Origin of the sequence: Streptomyces sp. NBC_01775 (genome assembly GCF_035917675.1) — a bacterium.
In the GTDB taxonomy this organism is placed as follows: Bacteria; Actinomycetota; Actinomycetes; order Streptomycetales; family Streptomycetaceae; genus Streptomyces.
In genome coordinates this window covers 6235481-6249724 of the sequence record NZ_CP109104.1, presented here as the reverse complement: position 1 = coordinate 6249724, position 14244 = coordinate 6235481, and the positions used below count along the sequence as shown (strand labels likewise).

The window sequence follows — 14244 nt, the reverse complement described above, 5'->3', positions numbered from 1 at the left end:
GCAAGTAATGTGCATTAGCGAGCGGAGGGCGAGCACATGTCCACGTACACCTTGCCGGAGCTGCCGTACGACTACTCCTCGCTGGAGCCGGTCATCAGCGGCGAGATCATCGAGCTGCACCACGACAAGCACCACGCCGCGTATGTGAAGGGGGCGAACGACACCCTCGAACAGCTGGCCGAGGCCCGCGACAAGGACCAGTGGGGGTCGGTCAACGGGCTGGAGAAAAACCTCGCCTTCCATCTGTCCGGGCACATCCTGCACACCATCTACTGGCAGAACATGACCGGTGACGGCGGCGGCGAGCCCCTGGAGAAGGACGGCACGGGCGAGCTGGCCGACGCGATCGCCGAGTCCTTCGGCAGCTTCGCCAAGTTCAAGACCCAGATGTCCAAGGCGTCCGCCACCACCCAGGGTTCGGGCTGGGGCGTTCTCGCCTACGAGCCGGTCACCGGGCGCCTGATCGTCGAGCAGGTCTACGACCACCAGGGCAACGTCGGCCAGGGCTCGGTCCCGATCCTCGTCTTCGACGCCTGGGAGCACGCCTTCTACCTGCAATACCGCAACCAGAAGGTGGACTTCGTCGAGGCGATGTGGCGGGTCGTCAACTGGCAGGACGTGGCGGCCCGGTACACGGCCGCGAAGGAGCGCGCCAACAACCTGCTGATCGCGCCGTAGGGCACCCGGCCGTCGCACGGCACGGCCACCCTGCTTCCGTCCTCGTGATCGTCTTCTCAGCCTTCGCGGGCGGCGGGAGAAGAGGGGCCTCTTCGTGTGGACGTGACACACGAAGAGGCCCCTCGCTCACTGGCAGCGTGCCTGTACGGCGGATCTTTGCGTTGCGCACTTTCATCGCGGCGGAGCCGCATATATGGCACAGCACCGCACCCCCGTCGGGGCTCACCCCGGTGCGGGCACGCAGGGCCGGCCGGTCACGGCACTAGTCGAAGATCGGGCCCACGTCGCGGGTGCGCTTGATCTCGAAGAAGCCGGGGGTCGAGGCCACCATCAAGGTGCCGTCCCACAGCCTGGCCGCCGCCTCGCCCTTGGGGGCCGGGGTGACCACGGGGCCGAAGAAGGCGGCGCGCTCGCCGTCGGCGCCGGGTACCGCGATGACCGGGGTGCCGACCTCTCCCACCAGGTTGATGGCCTCCTCGTGGGAGGCACGCACGCCCTTGTCGTACTCGTCGCTCTTGGCGGCCTCGGCCAGCGAGGCGGGCAGCCCCGCCTCCTCCAGCGCCTCGGCGTACAGCTCGGGGCTCCACCGGCGGCCCTGCGGGTGCACGCGGGTGCCGAGCGCGGTGTAGAGCTTGCCGAGCACCTCGTTGCCGTACTTCTGCTCGGCGGCGATGAGGACGCGGACCGGTCCCCAGGCCTGCTTCATCGACTCGCGGTACTCCTCGGGCAGCTCGTCGAGCCTGGTCTCGTTGAGCACGGCGAGGCTCATCACGTGCCAGTGGACCTCCACCGGCCGTACCTTCTCCACCTCCAGCATCCAGCGCGAGGTCATCCAGGCCCAGGGGCACAGGGGGTCGAACCAGAAATCGGCGCGCGTCTTCTCCGGCATACGTTCTCCTCGACAGTGCGGCGGTGCCATCGGCAGTGCGGCGGTGCCATTGACCGCGGACAACGTACGCGCACCGAGGCGCATTCCCCATGTGCCACCGCAGGGGCGCATGGGATGCTGATCGAAGTCGTTCACGAGACGAGACGGACGGAAGAGGGAGCAGCGACGTGCCCGGAGAGAACCTGACCCGTGACGAGGCCCGGCAGCGGGCCTCGCTGCTGACAGTCAACGGGTACGACGTCGCGCTGGACCTGCGCTCGGCCATCACAGCGCCGCCGGCCGAGGGGCCGCGCACCTTCCGCTCGACCACGACCATCCGCTTCGACTGCGCCGAGGAGGGGGCCGCCTCCTTCGCCGACCTGATCGCGCCGCACGTCCACTCCGTCACCCTGAACGGAGAGCCGCTGCGGGTCGAAGAGGTCTTCGACGGCACCCGGATCACGCTGGCGGGGCTGCGCGCCTCCAACGAGCTGACCGTCGACGCGCAGTGCGCCTACAGCCGCACCGGCGAGGGCCTGCACCACTTCCTCGACCCAGAGGACGGCGAGGTCTACCTCTACACGCAGTACGAACCCGCCGACGCCCGCCGCGTCTTCGCCAACTTCGAGCAGCCCGACCTCAAGGCGCCCTTCGACGTCACCGTGACCGCGCCCGCGAGCTGGACCGTGCTCGGCAACGGCGTCCAGGAGGGCGAGGCCGCCCCGCTGGACGACGGGATCTCGGCGGTGTGGCGCTTCGCGCGCACCCGCCCCATCTCCACGTACATCACCGCCGTCGTGGCCGGCCCGTACCACTACGTGGCCGACACCTACCGCCGTACGTTCGAGGACGGCAGCGAGCTGGAGGTCCCGCTCGGCGCGCTGTGCCGCAAGGGGCTGGCGCCGCACTTCGACGCGGATGACATCTTCACCGTCACCAAGCAGGGTCTGGACTTCTTCCACGACCACTTCGACTACCCGTACCCCTTCGGGAAGTACGACCAGGCGTTCGTGCCCGAGTACAACATCGGCGCCATGGAGAACCCGGGCTGCGTCACCTTCCGGGAGGAGTTCGTCTTCCGCGGCAAGGTCACCCAGGCCTCCTACGAGGGCCGCGCGAGCGTCATCCTGCACGAGATGGCCCACATGTGGTTCGGCGACCTGGTCACCATGGAGTGGTGGGACGACCTGTGGCTCAAGGAGTCCTTCGCCGACTTCATGGGCGCCTTCGCGCTGGTGGGGGCCACCCGCTTCACCAACGGCTGGATCACCTTCGCCAACCGCCGCAAGTCCTGGGCCTACCGCGCCGACCAGCTCCCCTCCACCCACCCGGTCACCGCCGACATCCGGGACCTGGAGGACGCCAAGCTCAACTTCGACGGCATCACCTACGCCAAGGGCGCCTCCGTCCTCAAGCAGCTGGTCGCCTACGCCGGGGAGGACGCCTTCCTGGAGGGCGCACGCCGCTACTTCAAGCGCCACGCCTGGGGCAACACCCGCCTGGGTGACCTGCTGTCGGTGCTGGAGGAGACCTCGGGCCGCGACATGGCCGGCTGGTCCGAGGCGTGGCTCCAGACCGCCGGTGTCAACACGCTGACCCCGCAGCTCACCTACGACGCGGCCGGCAAGATCACCGAGCTCGCCGTCCTCCAGGAGGCGTCCGGGTCCCACCCCGTGCTGCGCCCGCACCGTGTGGCGGTCGGTCTCTACCGCCGCGACCCGGCCGGTGGCCGCCTGGAGCGGTACGCCCGCGCCGAGGTCGACGTCGCCGGGCAGCGCACCGCCGTGCCCGAGCTGGCCGGCGCCGAGCGGCCCGAGCTGGTGCTCGTCAACGACGAGGACCTCACCTACTGCAAGATCCGCTTCGACGAGGTGTCCCTGGAGACCCTGCGCGGCCACCTCGGCGAGCTGACCGACCCCCTGGCCCGCGCCGTGTGCTGGTCGGCGCTGTGGAACCTGACCCGGGACGGGCTGATGCCCGCGCGGGACTTCATCTCGCTGGTGCTGCGGTTCGCCGGCCAGGAGTCGGAGATCGGCGTCCTCCAGATGCTGCACGGCCAGGCGAAGCTCGCCCTGGAGATGTACACCGCGCCCGGGTGGCGTAGCGAGGGCGCACGGCTGCTGGCCGAGGGCGCCGTCACCCGGCTCAGGAACGCCGAACCCGGCAGCGGGCACCAGCTCGCCTGGGCCCGCTTCCTCGCGGCGGTGGCGAGCGCGGACTCCGCCGGGCAGGAACTGCGCCTGCTGGACGGTCTGCTGGCGGGCAGCGCGCGGATCGACGGGCTGGCTGTCGACCAGGAGTTGCGCTGGACGTTCCTCGACGCGCTGGCCGCGGAGGGGGTCGCGGGCGAGGACGTGATCAACGCGGAGCTGGCCCGCGACGACACCGCCTCGGGCAAGCGCCACCAGGTACGGTGCCTGGCCGCGCGGCCCTCACAGGCGGTCAAGGCGCAGGCGTGGGTGTCGGTCATCGAGTCCGACCAGCTGTCCAACGCGCTGGTCGAGGCGACGATCTCCGGCTTCGCCAAGCCGGGGCACGGGGAGCTGACGGCGCCGTACGCGCCTCGGTACTTCGAGGTGCTGGAGTCCGTGTGGGCCTCGCGGTCCATCGAGATCGCGATGGCCATCGTCCGCGGGCTCTTTCCCGCCTCGCAGCGGGACCAGGCCACGTTGGACGCCACCGACGCGTGGCTGGCCGCCCACGCGGACGCGGCGCCCGCCTTGCGGCGGCTTGTCGCGGAGTCCCGCGACGATCTGGCCCGTGCGCTGGCCGCGCAGCGGGTGGACGGCGCGGTCTGAGGGGGCGCCGTCCGGGTGGCTGGGTTACGGGGCGCCGCCTGCGTGGGTGTGGGGGGCCGGCTGCGGGAGCATCGTGGTTGCTCGCGCAGTTTCCCGCGCCCCTGACCGGGCCCTGACTCAGGCCACCACCGGCAGCGCCGGGTGGGACTGGTCGCGGAGCCATCTCGCGTAGGCGGGACTGCTCCAGGCGATCTCCTCGTACGCGGCGCGCAGGTCCCGGAAGACCGCGTCGCCCTCCTCGCCCAGCCCTCGCCCCACCCGGAAGCCCGCCACGAGCCGCACTCCCAGTGGATCGTCGCGCAGGGGGACGATCGCCATACCGGGGCGGGGCTGGGCGGTGGGCTGGCACGGGGTGACGACCTCGCCCGCCGCGACCAGGTCGCCGGCGGACAGATAGTCGCCGTACACGATCCGCGGATCGACCCCCGCGGCGGCGAACACCCGCCGCAGTCCGTCCCAGTCGCCGTCGACGGAGGGGTCGACCATCCACTTCTCCCCGGCCAGCTCCGCCACCCGCACCGCGCGCCCGGCACGGGCCGCGGAGTGCGTGGCGGCCACGGCCACGAACTGCGGTTCGCGCCGCACCAGGACGCGCAGCTCGACGCGGTCGGGCACCCGCAGCGGCGCGCCCTCCACCTCGTGCACGAAGGCGGCGTCGAGCTGGTTGCCGGCGACCATGCGCAGCAGCGTGTTGGCCGAGACGTCCGTCTGGAAGGTGATGTCGGTGTCGGGGAGCCGCGCGTGCAGGCGGCGCAGCCAGCCGGGGACGGCCCTGCTGCCCGTGCTGCCGAGCCGTAGCCGGGGGGCGCCGCCGGGCACCCCGAAGCCCGCCGCGTCCTTGGCCTCGGTGACCAGTTCGGTCATCTGGGCGACGATGGGGCGGGCGCGGGTGAGGACGGAGCGGCCCAGCGGGGTGGGCCTGCTGCCGGTGCGCTCGCGGGAGAAGAGCTGGCCGCCGATGGCCTGCTCGATGCGCCTGAGCTGAGTGGTCAGCGAGGGCTGGGTCATGCCCAGTTGGCGGGCCGCCTTGTGCACGCTGCCCGTGTCGGCGATCGCACACAGTGCACGAAGATGCCTTACTTCGAGCTCCACAGGCCGGAGCATAACGGCGGCGACCTACGTCTCACCAGATGGCCGCTCCCCGCGCATCCCCGTTCGCGGGAGGGGGATGGGACGGTCCTATCGCCGAGTGGCATCATTCCCGAACGCCGCCGCCTCGAACAGACTCTCCCGCAGCAGGAATCCGTCCCGAAGGACCGGCGGCGCCCCCCACCTCAACACGACCCAGCGCGGCGCCGGTCCCTCGGCATACGAGGAGACCCCCCATGAGACACCGCACTTCGGCTCTGGCTGCCACGATCGGTCTCGGCCTGGCGGTGAGCCTGAGCCTGGGCGCCGGCCCCGCCTCGGCCGCTGCCGACGACAGCGCAGCCACCTCCCACTCCCCCACGGCGAAGGCCCCCCGCTTCACGGGCGAGAGCCAGCAGAGCAACGAGAAGTTCTTCGAGTTCATCGTCAAGGAGACCCTCAAGAAGCAGGCCGAGAAGCCGGGTATCCAGCAGGTCACCATCAACTACGACGCCAGCGGCGCCCCCACCTTCCGCAACGAGATAGCCAACAGCACGGCCGTGTGGAACTCCGCCGTGCAGAACGTGAAGCTCGCCGAGGGCGGCGGAGCGACGTTCGACTACCGGGAGGGCAACGACTCACGCGGCTCCTACGCCTCCACCGACGGGCACGGCAGCGGCTACATCTTCCTCGACTACGCGCAGAACCAGCAGTACGACTCGGACCGCGTCGTCGCGCACGAGACCGGGCACGTGCTCGGCCTGCCGGACCACTACTCGGGCCCGTGCTCCGAGCTGATGTCCGGTGGCGGCCCCGGCACGTCCTGCACCAACGACCAGCCGAACGCGGCCGAGCGCTCCCGCGTCGAACAGCTGTGGGCGAACGGCGTCGCGAAGGTGACGTTCGACCAGCTCGCCTTCAGGTGACCCGCCCGGCCTCGCGCAGCTGAAGCACCGCCTTCCCGTACGTCGGCCCCCGGCGCGAAGCCGGGGGCCGACGTGCGTCAGCCGACGGGGCTCACCATCCGCATGGATTCAGCCTCCGTACGGGCTCAGCCTCCGTACGGGCTCAGCGCCCGCACCGTCTCAGCGTCCGGCGCCGGCCGCCTCGTCGGCCGCCTGGGCGCGCAGCGCCCGCTCGACGCCCGCCCGGGACTCGGTCACCAGGCGGCGCAGCGCCGCGCTCGGCCCGGCCGAGGCCAGCCAGGCGTCGGTGGCGTCCAGGGTCTCCTGGGAGACCTGGAGGGCGGGGTAGAGGCCGAGGACGATCTGCTGGCCCATCTCGTGGCTGCGCTGGTCCCAGGCGTCCTTGACGACGGCGAAGTAGCGCTCGGTGTACGGGGCGAGCAGCGCACGCTGGTCGGTCTGGACGAAGCCGGAGATGACGGCCTCCTGCACCGCGTTGGGCAGCGTGTCGTTCTCCACCACGGCGGTCCACGCCTCGGCCTTGGCCTCCGGGGTGGGGCGCGCGGCGCGGGCCGCCGCCGCGTGCCGCTCGCCCGCCGAGGTCGGGTCCTGCGTCAGCTCGGCGGAGATCTCCGCCTCGTCAGCCCGGCCGGTGGCGGCCAGCCGCTGGAGGAGGGCCCAGCGCAGCTCCGTGTCGACGGCCAGGCCCTCGATGGTCTCGCTGCCGCCGAGCAGTCCGGCGAGCAGGTCGAGCTGTGCGTCGGTGCGGGCTGCGGCGGCGAAGGCGCGGGCCCAGGCGAGCTGGTGGTCGCTGCCGGGGCGGGCCGCGCGCAGGTGCTCCGCGGTGGCCTCGGCCCAGCGGGTGAGCCCTTCCTCGCGCCACGCGGGCGCCGCGTACAGGTCGAGGGCGAGCTTGACCTGGCGCTGGAGGGACTGGACGACGCCGATGTCGCTCTCCTTGCCGACGCCGCTCAGGACGAGTGCGAGGTAGTCGCGCGCGGGCAGCTCGCCGTCGCGCGTCATGTCCCAGGCGGAGGCCCAGGACAGGGCGCGGGGCAGGGAGTCGGCGAAGTCGCCCAGGTGGCGGGTGACGAAGGCCAGCGACTCGGCGTCCAGGCGCACCTTGGCATAGGAGAGGTCGCCGTCGTTGAGCAGCAGCACGTCGGGGCGCTTGCGGGCGCGGGGCAGCGGCACCTCGGTCAGCTCGCCGTCCACGTCCAGCTCGACCCGGTCGGTGCGCACGAGCTTGCCGTCGACCAGGTCGTAGAAGCCGACGCCCAGGCGGTGCGGGCGCAGCGTCGACTCTCCCGTGGCCCCCTCCGGCAGCGCGGGGGCCTCCTGGCGGATGGCGAGGGCGGTGAGCGTGCCGTCCTCGGCGACGGCGATCTCGGGCCGCAGGACGTTGATGCCCGCGGTCTCCAGCCACGCCTTGGACCAGGTCTTCAGGTCGCGGCCCGAGGTCTCCTCCAGCGCGCCGAGCAGGTCGGACAGCCGGGTGTTGCCCCACTCGTGGCGCTTGAAGTAGGCGCGGACGCCCTGGAAGAACTTTTCCTGGCCGACGTAGGCGACCAGCTGCTTGAGGACGGAGGCGCCCTTGGCGTAGGTGATCCCGTCGAAGTTGACCAGGACGTCGTCCAAGTCGCGGATGTCCGCCATGATCGGGTGGGTGGAGGGCAGCTGGTCCTGGCGGTAGGCCCAGGTCTTCATCTGGTTGGCGAAGCTGGTCCAGGCGTCCGGCCAGCGCGACCCGGGGGCCTGCGCCATGCAGGCGGCCTCGGCGTAGGTGGCGAACGACTCGTTCAGCCACAGGTCGTTCCACCACTCCATGGTGACCAGGTCGCCGAACCACATGTGCGCCAGCTCGTGCAGGATCGTCACCGCGCGGGTCTCGTACGCCGCGTCGGTCACCTTGGAGCGGAAGACGTACTGGTCGCGGAGGGTGACCGCGCCGGCGTTCTCCATCGCGCCCGCGTTGAACTCGGGCACGAAGAGCTGGTCGTACTTCTCGAACGGGTAGGGGTAGTCGAACTTCTCCTGGAACCAGTCGAAGCCCTGCCGGGTGACCTCGAAGATCGCGTCCGCGTCGAGGTACTCCGCGAGCGAGGGGCGGCAGTAGACGCCCAGTGGCACGCTGCGGCCCTCGCCCTCCCAGCTGCTGTGCACCGAGTGGTACGGGCCCGCGATGATCGCCGTGATGTAGGTGGAGATCCGGGGCGTGGGCGCGAACCGCCACGCGTTCCCGCTCGGCTCGGGCGTCGGGGAGTTGGAGATCACCGTCCAGCCCTCGGGGGCCGTGACGGTGAACTGGAAGGTGGCCTTCAGGTCGGGCTGCTCGAAGCTGGCGAAGACCCGCCGCGCGTCCGGCACCTCGAACTGGGTGTAGAGATACGCCTGGTCGTCGACCGGGTCGACGAAGCGGTGCAGGCCCTCACCGGTGTTGGTGTAGGCACAGTCGGCGACGACACGCAGCTGGTGCGGGCCGGGGGTGAGGCCCTGGAGCGCGATGCGGGAGTCGGCGAAGACAGCGGAGGGGTCGCGGGACTCCCCGTCGAGCGTGACCTCGCGCACCGTGGGCGCGACCAGGTCGATGAAGGTGTCGCCCGCCTGGGCCGCCGCGAAGCGGACCGTGGTCACCGAACGGAACGTGCCCCCGTCCTGCGCGCCGCTCAGGTCCAGCTCGATCTCGTACGAGTCCACGGTGAGCAGCCGTGCCCGCTCCTGGGCCTCTTCGCGCGTCAGATTCGTGCCAGGCACTTCGTGATCTCCCCACTCTCGCGGATCTCGCAGGTCTCGTTCTGCCGCCATCCTTCCACGCGGTTGTGACGACCGGCGGCGGGCGTTCCCGCGCTGTTCAAGCAGGGGTCATCCGGGCTGCCAAAGACACAGGAGGAGGGGGGTTCCCGCCCCTCCACCCCCCGTACCGGGAGACCGAATGTCCCGCAGCAGCCGCTCGCTGTCCGCTCTGCCCGCCGACTCCGCTCCCTCCGCTTCCGCCGACGGTTCGGCTTCCGCTTCCGCCGACGGGTCCCCTTCCGTTGTCGCTTCCGCCGACTCCCCCGGCGGCGCCGCTTCCCCGTCCTCGCCTCGCCGGGGTCCCGGCCGCCGCACCGTGCTGGCCCTCGCGGGGTCGGCGGGTGCCGCCGCCGCGCTGGGGTCCGCGACGGCTCCGGCCAGCGCGCCCGCCGCCCCGGCCGCTCGCCCGCGCGTCCACGGCACCGCGCCCCTCGGCCCGGCGACGGTGGGGCCGCCGCACACCGGAACCACCCTCACGGGGGTCGCCGTGCCCACCGGCGAGGGTCCCTTCCGGCGGCTGGTGACCGGGCCCGGCTGGCGCCGGGTGGTCAGATCCGAACTGGCGCGCGGCGGCGGCCACCGCGCCGCGCGCAGGGTGCCGCTGGCCGCGTTCGTGCAGTTCACCGACATGCACCTGGTGGATGTGCAGCACCCGCTGCGCTACGAGTACCTGCGCGCCCAGACCACCAGCGCGTGGCGCCCGCAAGAGGCGCTGTCGGTCGCCGGGGCGGTCTCGCTCGTCGAGCGGGTCAACGCGCTGGCGGGCGGCCCCGCGACCGGCGCCTCGCTCTCCTGCGTCGTCACCACGGGCGACAACACCGACAACAACTCCCGCGCCGAACTGGACTGGTTCGTCAAAGTGATGAGCGGCGGCCGAATCCGGCCGGACACCGGCGACCCCCGGCTGTACGAGGGGGTGCAGGACAGCGGTCTCGCGACGTTCTGGCAGCCCGACTCGGATGTGCGCGACCGCGACAAGGCGCTCGGCTTCCCCCGTATGCGGGGCTACTTGCGGGCCGCGGTACGCGAGGTGACCAGCCCGGGGCTCGCGCTGCCGTGGTACGCCACCGTCGGCAACCACGACGCGCTGCCGGGCGGCTGCTTCGCCTCGGCCGGCTCGCGCGGCTTCCTCGCGGACTTCGCGACGGGCGACAGAAAGCTGATGAGCCTGCCCGAGGAGACCGGGGCGCGGCTGTGGAAGACGGTCGAGAGGGGACTGGACCCCAAGGGCCTGCGCTGGGAGGAGCTGCTGCGCTCCCAGCGCCGTCACATGCGCGAGGTCACCCCCGACCCGGACCGCGCCCCCTTCACCCCCGGCGAGTACGTACGGGCGCTGGCCAAGCCGCAGGCGCGGGGCAAGGGACCGGTCGGACACGGCTACACGGAGGCCGACGCCGAGGAGGAGCGGCTCTACTACTCGTTCCGGATCTCCGACGACGTGATGGGCTTCAGCCTCGATACGACCCGGCGCGACGGCCACTACGCGGGCCGCCTCGGCAAGGCCCAGCTGCGCTGGCTGGAGCGGCAGCTCAAGCGGCACGAGGGAGAGTACGCGCTCGTATTCAGCCACCACACCAGCACCACCATCCCCGAGGGCGGCGCGCGTCTGGTGGAACTGCTGGGGGCCAACCCGCACGCGGTGGCCTGGATCAACGGGCACAGCCACCTCAACCGCATCACCGCGCACGGCTCCTTCTGGGAGATCAGCACCGCCTCCCACGTCGACTTCCCCCAGCTCGCCCGCGCGATAGAGCTGGTCGACAACAGGGACGGCACTCTCTCGCTGTTCACCACGCTCATCGAGTCGGCGGCGCCGCACCGCACGGACTTCAGCGACCTGTCACAGACCGGACTGGCCTCGCTCTACCGGGAGCTGGCCTGCAACTCGCCGGGGGCACGCACCGACCTCGCGGGCGGTGAGGCGGACCGCAACACCGAACTGCTGCTGCGCAAGCCCTGACCGCTCACCCGTCCCCCCCGGTGAGGGCCGCCACGCACGCGCGGACGGACGGGCTGTCGGCGCCCGCGCGCCAGGCGGCCCGCACCTCGCGGCGCAGCGCGGGCCGCAGCGGCACGAAGCGCACTCCGGGCGGGCAGGGGCGCTGCGCCATCCTCGGCACCAGCGCGGCGGTCAGCCCGCGGGCGACGAAGGCGAGCTGGGTGGCGAACTCGGTGACGGTGTAGCGGATCCGGGGCTCCATCCCGCGCGCCCTCAGCGCCTGCACCAGCGCCTCGTAGGGCTCGGTGCCGGGCGGACAGCTCGACCAGACCGCCCCGTCCAGCTCGGCCAGATCCACCCAGGGCCGCTCCGCCAGCGGATGCCCCTCCCCCAGAGCGACGTCCACCTCCTCGACGGCCAGCGTCTTGACCCGTACGCCCCCCGGCAGCGGCATGGGCCGGTTGTGCCAGCTCTCGATCAGCAGCAGGTCCAGCTCGCCGGTCAGCAGCAGGGGCACCAGGCCGACGGTCTCGCCGTCCACCACGGTCGGGGTCAGCCGGGGGTGTGCCTCGGTGAGGGCCGCCAGCACGTCGGGCAGCAGGGCGCGCAGCGAGCTGCCGACACCGCCGAGCCGAAGCGGGCCGAGGATCTCCTCCCCCAGGTCGGCCAGGTCGGACTCGGCCTCCGAGAGCTGCGCGAGGACGCGGGCCGCGTGCCCGGCCAGCACCCGGCCCGCGTGGGTGAGCCGGACGCTTCGGCCGTGCGGCTCCAGCAGAGTGTGGCCCGACTCGCGCTCCAGCTTGGCGAGTTGCTGGGAGACCCCGGAGGGCGTGATGTGCAGGGCGACGGCGGCACCGGCCAGGGATCCGTGTACGGCCACCGCGTCCAGCGCGCGAAGCCTCTCCAGACTGAACACACAACACATGCTAATGGGTATTGGACATGAATCATCGCTTTTACTTGTGAGTGCGGGCAGGCAGAGTGGCTGTCATGACCGTGCGGAACGAGCGAACCGAAGCAGGCTCAGCCTCCCCGCGAACAGCGGACCAGCCGACGGAGGGAACACCCCCATCGGCACCCCGCGAGCACGGCGGCGGGCTCGCGCGGCGCAGCCCCGTCCTGCTGGCCGTGACGGGCTCGGCGTGCATCTCCGCCTCGGCGATGTTCGTGAAGCTCTCAGGGGTGAACGCGGGCACGGCCGCCTTCCTGCGCTGCGCGCTGGCGCTGCTCGCGCTGCTGCCCTTCGCCCTGCTGGAGCGGCGCAGGCTCGGTCCGCGCGCGCCGCGCCTGGCGCTCCTGGACTTGGCGGCGGGCGCGCTGCTGGGGGTCGACTTCGTGTTCTGGGCGCAGAGCATCCACGACGTCGGCTCGTCCATCGCCACGGTGCTGCTCAACATCCAGGTCGCCGTCTTCCCGCTGCTGGCCCTCGCCTTCGGCCGCGTCCGCCCCGGCGCGCGCTTTTGGTGGACGCTGCCGGTGATGCTGTTCGGAGTCGCCCTCGCCAGCGGCGCGATCGGCGACCCCGAGCCGGGCAGCAGCCCGGTCTCCGGCGTGCTCTACGGCGCGGCGGCCGGGGTGGCGTTCGCGGGCTATCTGTTCCTGACCCGACAGGGCGGCACCCGGCGGGGCGGCAGCCCGCAAGGCGGCGGACAGGCGTCGCACACCGTCCATCCGGTATGTGTCTCGACGTTGGGGGCCGGCCTCACCTCCGGCGTGCTGGGCTCGCTGTGGACGGGCGTCGATCCGGCGCCCGGCTGGGGGCCGTTGGGCTGGCTGGCGGTCATGGCGCTGTTCGGCCAGGTACTGGCGCTCATCCTGATAGGCCCCGCGCTGGCCCGCCTCGCGCCCACGACAAGCTCGGCACTGCTGCTGCTCCAGCCGGTGCTGGCGCTCTTCCTCGGTGTCCTGTTCCTCGGCGAACGGCCCACGGTGACCCAGTTCGCCGGGTGTGCCCTGGTGGTGCTGGCCGTGTGGCGCGCCAGCAGGAGAGCTCACTAGAGTCACGGCACATGCCGCCGCGCACGGTCCTGACCGCACTCATCGCCACCGCGACCGTTCTCGCACTTGCCGTCGGCTCCTCGGCCGCCACCGACCGGAGCCACACGCGCACCCGCGAGGCGATGGAGACGCTCGTCCAACAGCGCGGCGCACCCGGCGCGTTGGCGCGGGTGGAGGACCACGGCGGGGTGTGGGCGGGCACGGAGGGGGTCGCGGACCGCCGCACCGGGCGCTCCCGGCTTCCGCAGGAACGGTTCCGCATCGGCAGCCTCACCAAGCCGTTCGTCGCCACGGTGCTGCTCCAGCTCGAAGCCGAGGGCACGCTGCGGCTGGACGACCCGGTGGAACGCTGGCTGCCCGGCCTGTGCAAGAGCGGCTACGGCGCGGCCACAGGCGGGCCCCGGCACTCTGTGACGCTGCGGCAGCTGCTGGGTCACACCAGCGGAATCCCCGACTACACCGCCGACCCGGCGCTGCGCGGCGACTACTTCGACGTCGGCTTCCTCACCCACCGCCGGCAGTCCCACGCCCCCGCCGACCTGGTGGCCGGCAGCCTGAAGCGGTCCCCGCTGTTCCGCCCCGGCACGCGATGGAGCTACTCCAACACCAACTACGTGCTCGCGGGGATGGTCATCGAACGCGCCACGGGACTCTCGTACGCCGAGGAGATCGAACGCCGCGTCCTGCGCCCCCTGAAGCTCGACGACACCTCGCTGCCCGGCACCTCGACGCGGCTGCCCGGCCCGCACTCCCGGGCGTATTCCACGCTGTTCCAGCCGGGGTCGCACCCCGCCCTGCACGATGTCACCGCACTCGATCCGTCCTTGGCCGGCGCCGCGGGAGAGATGCTCTCCTCCGGCCGTGACCTGGTGCGCTTCGCCCGCGCGCTGCTCACGGGACGGCTGCTGCCTCCCCGGCAGCTGAAGGAGATGAAGACGACCCGCGTGGCCGCGCCCCGCGAGCGCTACGGCCTGGGCCTGACCGAGCGCACCCTCTCGTGCGGGATCACGGTCTGGGGCCACGAGGGCGCCATACACGGCTCCCGCACCACGGTCTTCACCACCTCCGACGGCGGCCACACCGCTGCCTTCAACCTCAACGGCGACTGGTCGGGGACCCGCAAGCTGACCGAGGCCGAGTACTGCGGCTGACGGCCCGGCGCTTGAGCCTTGGGAGCCGACGCTCGAAGGCTTGCGG

At 72.1% G+C, this 14244-nt stretch carries 10 protein-coding genes; 6 read left to right on the top strand and 4 right to left on the bottom strand.

From position 1 onward, the window contains the following. Positions 1 to 36 precede the first annotated feature (36 nt). A complete protein-coding gene (locus OHB04_RS27785) occupies positions 37 to 678 on the top strand; it encodes a superoxide dismutase (protein ID WP_326690375.1) in 642 nt (213 codons plus the stop codon). Between the two features lie 262 nt (positions 679 to 940). Here the strand turns inward: OHB04_RS27785 and OHB04_RS27780 are convergent, their stop codons facing one another. Then, positions 941 to 1567 carry a mycothiol-dependent nitroreductase Rv2466c family protein gene (locus tag OHB04_RS27780; RefSeq protein WP_326690374.1) on the bottom strand — a complete coding sequence of 209 codons (627 nt, stop codon included), beginning with the start codon at positions 1565 to 1567 and terminating at the stop codon, positions 941 to 943. Between the two features lie 167 nt (positions 1568 to 1734). On the opposite strand from OHB04_RS27780, the gene pepN (OHB04_RS27775) reads away from it, so the two are divergent. Then, positions 1735 to 4344: an aminopeptidase N gene (gene pepN / locus OHB04_RS27775; RefSeq protein WP_326808547.1), complete on the top strand. Its 2610-nt coding sequence runs from the start codon at positions 1735 to 1737 to the stop codon at positions 4342 to 4344. A 117-nt stretch (positions 4345 to 4461) separates the two neighbouring features. On the opposite strand, the gene OHB04_RS27770 is transcribed toward pepN (OHB04_RS27775), so the two are convergent. Further along, positions 4462 to 5448 (bottom strand): LysR family transcriptional regulator, encoded by a 987-nt coding sequence (locus tag OHB04_RS27770; RefSeq protein ID WP_326808546.1) that lies wholly within the window; start codon positions 5446 to 5448, stop codon positions 4462 to 4464. A 221-nt stretch (positions 5449 to 5669) separates the two neighbouring features. Here OHB04_RS27770 and snpA point away from each other — a divergent pair, with 221 nt between their 5' ends. Continuing rightward, positions 5670 to 6338, top strand: coding sequence for a snapalysin (gene snpA, locus OHB04_RS27765; RefSeq protein WP_326690371.1), 669 nt, complete (start codon positions 5670 to 5672; stop codon positions 6336 to 6338). 159 nt (positions 6339 to 6497) lie between these two features. On the opposite strand, the gene pepN (OHB04_RS27760) is transcribed toward snpA, so the two are convergent. Beyond that, positions 6498 to 9071: an aminopeptidase N gene (gene pepN / locus OHB04_RS27760; protein ID WP_326808545.1), complete on the bottom strand. Its 2574-nt coding sequence runs from the start codon at positions 9069 to 9071 to the stop codon at positions 6498 to 6500. 178 nt (positions 9072 to 9249) lie between these two features. On the opposite strand from pepN (OHB04_RS27760), the gene OHB04_RS27755 reads away from it, so the two are divergent. Then, positions 9250 to 11070, top strand: a complete 1821-nt coding sequence (locus OHB04_RS27755) for a TIGR03767 family metallophosphoesterase (protein ID WP_326690369.1) — start codon at positions 9250 to 9252, stop codon at positions 11068 to 11070. 4 nt (positions 11071 to 11074) lie between these two features. Here the strand turns inward: OHB04_RS27755 and OHB04_RS27750 are convergent, their stop codons facing one another. Next, a complete protein-coding gene (locus OHB04_RS27750) occupies positions 11075 to 11965 on the bottom strand; it encodes a LysR family transcriptional regulator (protein WP_326690368.1) in 891 nt (296 codons plus the stop codon). A 74-nt stretch (positions 11966 to 12039) separates the two neighbouring features. Between OHB04_RS27750 and OHB04_RS27745 the strand changes: the two genes are divergently transcribed. Both OHB04_RS27745 and OHB04_RS27740 read left to right on the top strand, forming a co-directional pair. After that, a complete protein-coding gene (locus tag OHB04_RS27745; protein WP_326808544.1) occupies positions 12040 to 13047 on the top strand; it encodes a DMT family transporter in 1008 nt (335 codons plus the stop codon). 11 nt (positions 13048 to 13058) lie between these two features. Further along, a complete protein-coding gene (locus OHB04_RS27740) occupies positions 13059 to 14198 on the top strand; it encodes a serine hydrolase domain-containing protein (protein WP_326808543.1) in 1140 nt (379 codons plus the stop codon). The last annotated feature ends 46 nt before the right edge of the window (positions 14199 to 14244 follow it).